Annotated in this window: 11 protein-coding genes; 1 reads left to right on the top strand and 10 read right to left on the bottom strand. The window is 33.7% G+C overall.

What is annotated here, in order from left to right; translation table 11 throughout:
• Window positions 1-65 precede the first annotated feature (65 nt).
• The 3 genes from Q7P22_RS01915 to Q7P22_RS01905 form a co-directional block, all read right to left on the bottom strand.
• Window positions 66-317 carry a MerR family transcriptional regulator gene (locus Q7P22_RS01915; protein WP_303859988.1) on the bottom strand — a complete coding sequence of 84 codons (252 nt, stop codon included), beginning with the start codon at window positions 315-317 and terminating at the stop codon, window positions 66-68.
• A 141-nt stretch (window positions 318-458) separates the two neighbouring features.
• Entirely contained in the window at window positions 459-902 is a 444-nt protein-coding gene (locus Q7P22_RS01910) for a hypothetical protein (RefSeq protein ID WP_303859986.1), read from the bottom strand.
• Window positions 889-1,107, bottom strand: coding sequence for a helix-turn-helix transcriptional regulator (locus Q7P22_RS01905; RefSeq protein ID WP_303859984.1), 219 nt, complete (start codon window positions 1,105-1,107; stop codon window positions 889-891). Before Q7P22_RS01905 ends, Q7P22_RS01910 begins: the two co-directional genes overlap by 14 nt.
• 431 nt (window positions 1,108-1,538) lie before the next feature.
• Between Q7P22_RS01905 and Q7P22_RS01900 the strand changes: the two genes are divergently transcribed.
• Complete coding sequence (locus tag Q7P22_RS01900; RefSeq protein ID WP_303859982.1) at window positions 1,539-1,745, top strand: hypothetical protein; 207 nt, start codon at window positions 1,539-1,541, stop codon at window positions 1,743-1,745.
• A 289-nt stretch (window positions 1,746-2,034) separates the two neighbouring features.
• Here Q7P22_RS01900 and Q7P22_RS01895 read toward each other — a convergent pair whose 3' ends face one another.
• The 7 genes from Q7P22_RS01895 to Q7P22_RS01865 form a co-directional block, all read right to left on the bottom strand.
• Window positions 2,035-3,258 (bottom strand): putative DNA modification/repair radical SAM protein, encoded by a 1,224-nt coding sequence (locus Q7P22_RS01895; RefSeq protein WP_113921305.1) that lies wholly within the window; start codon window positions 3,256-3,258, stop codon window positions 2,035-2,037.
• A gap of 130 nt (window positions 3,259-3,388) precedes the next feature.
• Entirely contained in the window at window positions 3,389-3,790 is a 402-nt protein-coding gene (locus Q7P22_RS01890; RefSeq protein ID WP_113921225.1) for a DUF2809 domain-containing protein, read from the bottom strand.
• A gap of 239 nt (window positions 3,791-4,029) precedes the next feature.
• On the bottom strand, window positions 4,030-4,224 hold the full coding sequence (locus Q7P22_RS01885; RefSeq protein ID WP_113921224.1) for a YwbE family protein: 195 nt from the start codon (window positions 4,222-4,224) through the stop codon (window positions 4,030-4,032).
• Window positions 4,225-4,399: 175 nt separating this feature from the next.
• Entirely contained in the window at window positions 4,400-4,762 is a 363-nt protein-coding gene (locus Q7P22_RS01880) for a hypothetical protein (protein WP_303859979.1), read from the bottom strand.
• A gap of 190 nt (window positions 4,763-4,952) precedes the next feature.
• On the bottom strand, window positions 4,953-6,833 hold the full coding sequence (locus Q7P22_RS01875) for a fructose-specific PTS transporter subunit EIIC (RefSeq protein ID WP_303859977.1): 1,881 nt from the start codon (window positions 6,831-6,833) through the stop codon (window positions 4,953-4,955).
• A 13-nt stretch (window positions 6,834-6,846) separates the two neighbouring features.
• A complete protein-coding gene (gene pfkB / locus Q7P22_RS01870; RefSeq protein ID WP_303859975.1) occupies window positions 6,847-7,758 on the bottom strand; it encodes a 1-phosphofructokinase in 912 nt (303 codons plus the stop codon).
• The coding region (locus Q7P22_RS01865) for a DeoR/GlpR family DNA-binding transcription regulator (protein ID WP_303859973.1) at window positions 7,755-8,310 on the bottom strand (556 nt) is incomplete at its 5' end. The genes pfkB and Q7P22_RS01865, both read right to left, overlap by 4 nt.

The following is an 8,310-nucleotide window of genomic DNA, read 5'->3' as shown; positions in this document are numbered from 1 at the left end:
GTCTTCCTGTAAAATCAGCATTCCAATTAGCCATTCTAGCTGATACACCTAAAATTCCGTAAACCCTACTCTTCATCATTTACAGCCTCCATTTTTTTATTTTTTCTTGATTCATCTTCTAGTAGCTGTTTAATATCTTCCGTACTGATACCAAGCTTTCTAAGAACAAAAATCTTGTTTAGTTGTTCCACCTGACTATCAGCAAAATCTCTGTACCCGTTTTCTGAAATAGATGGAAATATTAATTTTCGTTCTATATAATACTCAATTGCTTTTTTTGTCAGTCCTGTAATTTGGGTTACTTCATTAATCAACATATTTATCACCTCTCTTAAAGTATAAGCTAACCCCCAAGGTGATAGTCAAGAGTTTTGTACCCAATATTAAATGACATTGGTTATAATAAATCCAAACCAATACTAAATTGGTATCTTAGGCTTGTTGGACTTATAATGTGTTTATTGATATTTCTTTAATAGAATACGGAATACAACAATGCCAGTAGCATACATGATAATCCAAAGAATACTAAGATATAGAACCAAAAGTTTTGTTTCTAGAAATCCTAATGAACCAATGATTGAAAAAATAACAATTGAAATTGTAATAATCAACAACGTAACAATATATGTGATTCTCCCTGATCTATTTCTCAAACTTTCTTTGAACTCATCTCTAAGATTTATTTTTTCTTCTTCCAACTTATCCTTATAGATTTCCTTCCGTTTTGGTGATAACCAGTAAAAATACTTCCAAATCAAATTTAGACCTCCAATCAGCCCAGCTCCCGAAAATCCGAACAACAGACTACGGATTGAGTTTTCAGTACTCCATGTAAACCACAAACACGTTGCTCCCAATGCCATATATAGCAATCCTATATACAAATTATTTTTCTTCATTTTCTTTACCTCCTCTATTTAAAAAGAATATTTCCTCGATTTTTAATTCAAAAAGTTCTGATATTGCAAAGGCTAATTCCAATGAAGGACTATATTTCTCATTTTCAATGGCATTAATCGTCTGCCTCGTGACTCTAAGGGCCTTTGCCATATCTTCTTGTGTCAATCCAATTTCTTTTCTCAGTTTTCTTATATTATTTTTCATTTTTGTTCATCATCCATTTTTCTCAATACAATCATCCTTTCATCGTTCTTAAATCAAACAAAAATGTAAAAGTTATTTTACATTTATATAATAACATTAGCGTGTGATAATGTCAAATATCTTTTACATTATATAATTGATCTTTCAAATATAAAAAGCCGACTCGAATCATTGATCCGAATCAGCCAGAATGATATTTAGCATTATTCGCCATACAGTGCAAGTATTAAATCTAATCAAGATATTTATAATTTAGAAAGTGTTAATAAGAATTAAAAGATTTTATTAGCTGTACCATAAGAAAGCGCCTTCGGCGCATTAGTCGCTAGCAATTAGTCTTTAGTCCCTAGCATTTAGGTATTCCTCCTGGGTTAAGATTCTTCGCTTGCGCTCAGAATGACTGAGCAGGAGCCAATGTCAAAAGTAGTACATTGCTAAAGATTCATGAAAAGAAGCGCCTTTTACTGCCATTAACTTTTGGACTTTACGCAGGTTGGCTTTTTATAGCTACAGTGGTAAATACTGCTGCATGGTTCGTAAAAATACAATGGTATGGTTTCGGCATCCCTGATGTGACTTGGGCTATTATCATGCTTATAATTGCTGAGTTTTTAATGTTTTTAGTACTATTAAAATAAAAATGTTGCATGGGCATACCTTGGGATTTATCAAGCATTAGAAGCTAGAGGAGGGTATTTTATTGTTCAGTTAGTCTCACTTGCAGGAATGGTCCTGTTAATTGGAATAGCGGCAATCCAATTCTATCGAAATCGGTATGCTATCCTACCTGATATGTCTGAATATTAAAAACCACTGGTCAAATTGGAGTACACCTCCAAATATTAGTTTGTTTGTCTAACATTTGGGGTGCACTTCATTAACCAGTGGTTTTTAATGTGGAAGAGAATGCACTTATACCACCCTTCCCTATCCAAAAAAACTTAACTGTTCGTATTTTTGCTCATTAAGGTATTTTCGTTTAATAAAATCGATGTCCATATTCTCCCCATAATATTTCCCCTTACAGGTAACAAAATATTTAGCTCTTTTTATTACACAGCCGGTTTTGCACAGGGCCTCATAATTAAGAAAAGCGACTTTTCTCTCCTTAATGATTCTTCTAGCTGAGGTATGACCTACTCCAGGGATTCGAATCAAAAGCTCTAGAGGAGCTTGGTTAATTTCTATAGGAAAGAGATGAAGATTGTTTAAAGCCCAGTTCATCTTAGGGTCAAATTTTGTGCTAATGGATTGACTTCCTCCAATAAAGATATCTTCTGATGTAAAGTTATAAAACCGTAGGAGCCAATCTGCTTGGTATAGTCTATGCTCTCTTAAAAGGGGTGGAGTCGTTTGTATAGAAGGCAATGTAGAATGGCTATTCACAGGTACATATGCTGAGTAATACACTCGCTTCATATTGTATTTATTGTAAAGATATTCAGCACAGGTAAGAATTTTATAATCCGTATCCTCTGTAGCGCCAATAATCATTTGAGTGGACTGACCTGCAGGAACAAATCTCTTATAATGGACTAAAGCTTTCTTCTCATCTTGAGAAAGCAAAAGCCGATTTCGAATCTCCTTCATTGGCGCAATAATAGAGGAGTGTTTCTTTTGTGGTGCTAATTTTCCCAAGGATTCCTTTGTAGGAAGTTCAATATTTACGCTCATTCGGTCTGCAAGATATCCGCATTGTTCAATAAGTTCTTTATCTGCTCCTGGAATGGCCTTTACATGAATGTATCCATTAAAATGATATTTTTTTCTAAGGAGTAGTAAGATTTTGTGAATGTTTTCCATGGTTTGATTAGAGCTCTTTTCAATGGCAGAGCTTAAAAACAAACCTTCAATATAATTTCTTCGATAAAATTCTATTGTTAATTTGGCCACTTCTTCAGGCATAAAGGAGGCCCTCTCTACATCATTGGTAGCTTTATTAACACAGTAAACACAATCGTAGACACAACGATTGGTCATAAGAATTTTTAGTAAGGAAATACACCTTCCATCAGAAGACCACGTATGGCATATTCCAAAAGATCTCGAATTGCCAAGTCTACCTTCACCCCTATTACGCCTTTCGACACCACTAGAAGAACAGGAAACATCGTATTTAGCAGCATCAGATAAAATCTTAAGTTTTTTCATAATTTCTTCCAAAATCCATCACCTAGTAAAATTATACCAAGAATGAAACATAAAATCAAACATGTGTTCGATATTTTCAATAGTTTAAGAGTTTAAGAGTTCGTCTTTTACATTAAGTTTAAGTGATTAGTTATCTTTGATGGTATTTTAAATACTTATAGCTCAACTCAATACTTACTCCAATAATAATTCCTATTAAATAACAAAGAAGATCACTCCACAAAAATCCAAATCCTAGGACGAGCCCTCCTAAGGTTGTTTGTCTTATTGCATCTATCCATGGGGCGTGATATAGCTGACTAATTTCTATTAAATAACTGAATATAATTGAAAGTAAAGCAACACTAAGCGTTTTTATTTTAGTGAATAAAAATCCCATCATTAGAAATACCATTAAAGCCCATAATACATCTCCCCCATAATCACTTATAATCTGAGAAAGTAAATTTGTATATCGCCTTGTACTTAATCCCATAATCATAACCAAGATGATCATTAAACTATATATAATTCTATTTCTTCTCATAGTAATTTATTGATTCCTCCTGAAAAATGCGCCATGTAGTTGCTTACAATATATCATATTTTATAAGAGTTGTTTTGGAAAACTAAATGCACTGTAGGGCATATTAACGGAAATTATGATCCAACCAAATGTATAGATATTGATCCCTTATGTATCTATGATTTGCCAGATATTGCAGAGGAAGACTTTATTGACTCAATAGCTTAAAGAGAATTAAAAAGGCGAAAAAATGGATCCCAGTCACCTCAATCAATCACAAGTTTTACCCTACCAACAATGCCACCTTCAAGCATAACCTTAATTCCATGAGGGTGGGTTGGTGACTTGGTTAGGATTTTTGTTACAGTACCTTCTGTTAATTTTCCTGAGCGTTGATCCTGTTTTTGAACTACTTGGACTTTTGCACCGATTTTTATATTATTTCTAATGGATGTATCCAATCTTTCACCTCCTCTAAGAAATATTTTATTGATAATATATAATTATATTGTAATCTCTACTTAAAGTAACACCTTAGCCATGTAAAATCTATTCGTTCCTCTATTAATAGTAAACAATCTACGCACCTCTTTTTATATTCTCATTGGCATGTCAATATAAAGACGGATAATATCCCTATAGTATAAATTCTATCATACGCCTACATTCATTAACATAATCAAAATCACCCATTTTATTACACCACGTAATACCAATGCCGTTTACTAAATAGATTATGGCCTCGACAGTGCTTTCTGCATCCATCTTAATACTCATCTCTCCAGCTTCTTGAGCTTTTCTAATTAAATCTACATAAACTTTCCACATGGCAATATCACGAGGAGAAAGATTTTGAATATTTGAATCGATATTTCTCTTAAAAACGATTCTTATTATTTCAGATCCAATGTCTACTATGAAATATCTCGTACAATTAACGCTGATGGTACACCTAAAAGTAAAATAATTGGTTCGAAATGTGACATTATCATGTCCCAACGTGGCATAAAAAAACGTATTTTCATCTGTGAATAGGAGAAAACTGAAATCGAAGATAGCGGAGATAAAAATATGGATAAGACGAAAAAAATACTGTAATTTGTTTATGTATATACAAATAGATGTCAATGAACCATTTTTAGTTCATTGACACCTTAAATTATAAAGCTTTTAATATGCCTTTTTAACTTTATTTATTTGATATCTCTAGGTGTTTTAGTGTTGGTTTCCACAGTCCTAAAATGACTCCAGCGACTACGCTTCCAATTGCTAAGGCTAACAAAAACATGAGCGGGTTCTCAGATAGAGTCACCACGAAAATCCCACCATGTGGAGCAGGTATAGAAACATTCCATAATTGAGTAAGCCCTCCTGCTATTGCAGAACCAATGATTGAAGATCCAATTACCCGTATAGGATCTGTGGCCGCAAATGGAATCGCTCCTTCAGTGATAAAAGACAGTCCCATAATAAGATTTGATAAGCCTGATTGCCTTTCTACTTCAGTAAATTTATTACGGAAAATAGTTGTTGCAAAAGCAATTGCTAGAGGAGGAATCATACCTCCAGCCATTACAGCTGCCATAAAAATCCCATCACCTGTATCTGTAAAAATACCAATTGAAAAGGTATATGCTGCTTTATTAAATGGTCCACCCATGTCAATAGCCATCATGCCGCCTAATATAGCTCCAAGAATAACTTTATTCGTAGTACCAATATTCTCTAGGAAGCCTAACATTCCATTATTAATAGTTGCAAAAATTGGGCCAACAATGAAGTACATTAGTAAACCAATGGCAAGTAAGCCAAACACTGGATATAATAATATTGTTTTTAGCCCGTCTAGTGATTTAGGTAAAGAACGGAATAATCTCTTTAATCCAATCATTACATAACCTGCTAAAAATCCGGCCACAAGTCCGCCTAAAAATCCGGCATTACTATTTACAGCTAACAATCCTCCAGCCATACCAGGTAATAATCCAGGTCGATCTGCAATACTATAAGCGATATATCCAGCTAGAATAGGAATAAGGAAATTAAAAGCGGCATTACCAATCTGATTTAACGAAGTAAACCAAACGCTGTCTGCTCCTAGCCAGTTTTCAAATAGAAAAGAAATAGCCATTAAGATACCGCCACCTACAACAAAGGGTAGCATATAGGATACACCGTTCATAAGATGTTTGTATATATCTCCCCAAACGAACTGTTTATCCCCTGACTCTGCAGATTGATAATTATCTGATTCACTAGTTTGTAGAATAGGTGCTTTTCCCTCAATAATTCGATTAATTAGTTCTTCACTTTTATTAATACCGTCACTCACTGATCGCTGAATTACGCGTTTTCCATTAAAACGATTCGTTTCAACTTTTGTATCTGCAGCTATAATGACTCCATCAGCTCGGTTAATTTCATCAGGTGTTAATTGGTTTTGAACGCCACTTGAACCATTTGTCTCTACACGGATATCTATGCCTAGTTTTTCTGCAGTTTTTTTGAGAGCTTCTTCCGCCATATATGTATGAGCAATTCCAGTTGGGCAAGCGGTTACGGCTACAATAAATGATTTTTCTGACTTTTCATTTGACGCTAAATCAACGCCTAATTCCTTCTCTTTCTCAGTAAATAGTTTAAGCACTTCAGTTGATGCCTTAGCATTTTTTAATTGCTCAATTAATTCTTTATCGACTAAAGCTCGAGCTAATGTTGCAAGAACTTGTAAATGTACATCCGCTTTGCCTTCTGGAGCAGCAATCATAAAAAACAGATTGACAGGTTGCCCATCTAAAGCTTCAAAGTCTACTCCTTTTTCGCTTTTAGCAAAAACAACTGCTGGCTCTTTAACGCTACTATCTTTTGCATGAGGCATTGCTACTCCATCACCTAGCCCGGTAGAAGTTTTTTCTTCACGTGCCATGATGCCTTTTTTATATTTCTCTACATTACTAATGATGCCATTGTCATAGAGTTTCTTAATCATTTCATCAATAACCGCTTCTTTTGTTTCAGATTGAAGGTCCATAATCATTAAATCTTCATACAATAAATCTTTTATCTTCATCTTATTCACCCTTTCATAATTTTTTAATATGAATTTCTGTTAATAATTTTTCGATTTCTTGTTTTGTTGCTAGATCTTCGGCGAAAGCTGTTGCGCTTCCACTAGCTAAAGCGACTTTAAAAGATTTTTGTAAATCATTCGTTTTTAAGAATGTACCAACAAACCCAGCGATCATTGAATCTCCTGATCCAACTGTATTTTTTACACTTCCTTTTGGAGAATTGCCACGGTAAATTCCTTGGTTAGAAAATAAGATTGCTCCCTTACTTCCTAAGGACACAATGGCAAACTTCGCACCTTCATCTATTAATTTTTTCCCATATTTAATAAAGTCTTCTTCTGTATTTAACTTAACACCGTATAACTCCTCTAGCTCAACATTATTAGGTTTAACTAAGAATGGATTATATTGTAATGATTGGCGTAATTCTTCTCCAGTAGTATCAATTACAAAATTTGCACCAATTTTATTTATTATCTGTATTGTTTGTTGATAATAATCTTTCGGTAAGTTTCTTGGTTTACTGCCAGAAATGATGACCATATCATTTGGACTTATTTCAGCTATTGTATTTAAGAAACTTAGCGCGCATTGATTGCTTACTACTGGGCCTTTTCCATTTAATTCTGTTTCAACCTTTGTTTTGATTTTTATATTTATTCTTGTTGGCTTTTCTATTTGAGTAAAATTAGATTTTATTTTTTCTTTTTTTAATTCGTCTTTTAAAAATTCCCCTGTAAAGCCTCCAATAAATCCTAATGCAGTATTGTCATATCCTAGATTATTCAAAATTCTCGAGACATTAATTCCTTTTCCTCCAGGAAAAAACTGATCCTCTTGAATACGATTTAATTCACCCGTGTTTAATCCATTAAGTCCTACGATGTAATCAATAGAAGGATTCAAGGTTACCGTATAAATCATTTGTTTACCTCCCATATTTTTGCCCATTTAGAAAACTGTTTGCGATTATCGTCTTCTAATTTATCCGTGATTATTCCATAATCTTCAAGTTCACTTACTTTTGCAAAATTTATTTTATGAAATTTTGTATGATCCGCTAAAACGTATGTCTTATTTGCATTATTTCCTGCCATTTTCTTTAAAGCAGCTTCCTCTGTATCTGATGTAGTATAACCAAAGTCAATATCAATTCCATTTATACCCAGAAATGCTTTATTAAATCGATATCCACTTAATTGTTGGAGAGAAACCGACCCAATAATTGCTTTTGTTTTTTCTTTAATTTTTCCACCAATTAAGATAGAAGATATCCCATATTCTGTAAGCAAATGAGCATGGGTGACACCATTTGTTACGACCAGAAGATTATCAATATTTGTTAAAAAAGAAATCATTGCATATGTCGTAGTTCCTGCATCCAGATAAATAATATCGTCTGTCTCAACAAAAGAAGCAGCAAATTTTCCAATCATTTCTTTTTCATGAACGTTTTTAACAGATTTTTCTTTCATC

The organism is Alkalibaculum bacchi (genome assembly GCF_937875145.1).
In the GTDB taxonomy this organism is placed as follows: Bacteria; Bacillota; Clostridia; order Eubacteriales; family Alkalibacteraceae; genus Alkalibaculum; species Alkalibaculum bacchi_A.
This window is presented reverse-complemented; position numbering and strand designations above follow the sequence as displayed.

What these genes read in the sequence shown, in the direction of transcription:
- Q7P22_RS01910 (WP_303859986.1), bottom strand. Translation starts at nt 902, where the DNA reads ATGAAGAAAAATAATTTGTATATAGGATTGCTATATATGGCATTGGGA.
- Q7P22_RS01875 (WP_303859977.1), bottom strand. Translation starts at nt 6,833, where the DNA reads ATGAAGATAAAAGATTTATTGTATGAAGATTTAATGATTATGGACCTT.
- Q7P22_RS01905 (WP_303859984.1), bottom strand. Translation starts at nt 1,107, where the DNA reads ATGAAAAATAATATAAGAAAACTGAGAAAAGAAATTGGATTGACACAA.
- Q7P22_RS01895 (WP_113921305.1), bottom strand. Translation starts at nt 3,258, where the DNA reads ATGAAAAAACTTAAGATTTTATCTGATGCTGCTAAATACGATGTTTCC.
- pfkB (WP_303859975.1), bottom strand. Translation starts at nt 7,758, where the DNA reads ATGATTTATACGGTAACCTTGAATCCTTCTATTGATTACATCGTAGGA.
- Q7P22_RS01915 (WP_303859988.1), bottom strand. Translation starts at nt 317, where the DNA reads ATGTTGATTAATGAAGTAACCCAAATTACAGGACTGACAAAAAAAGCA.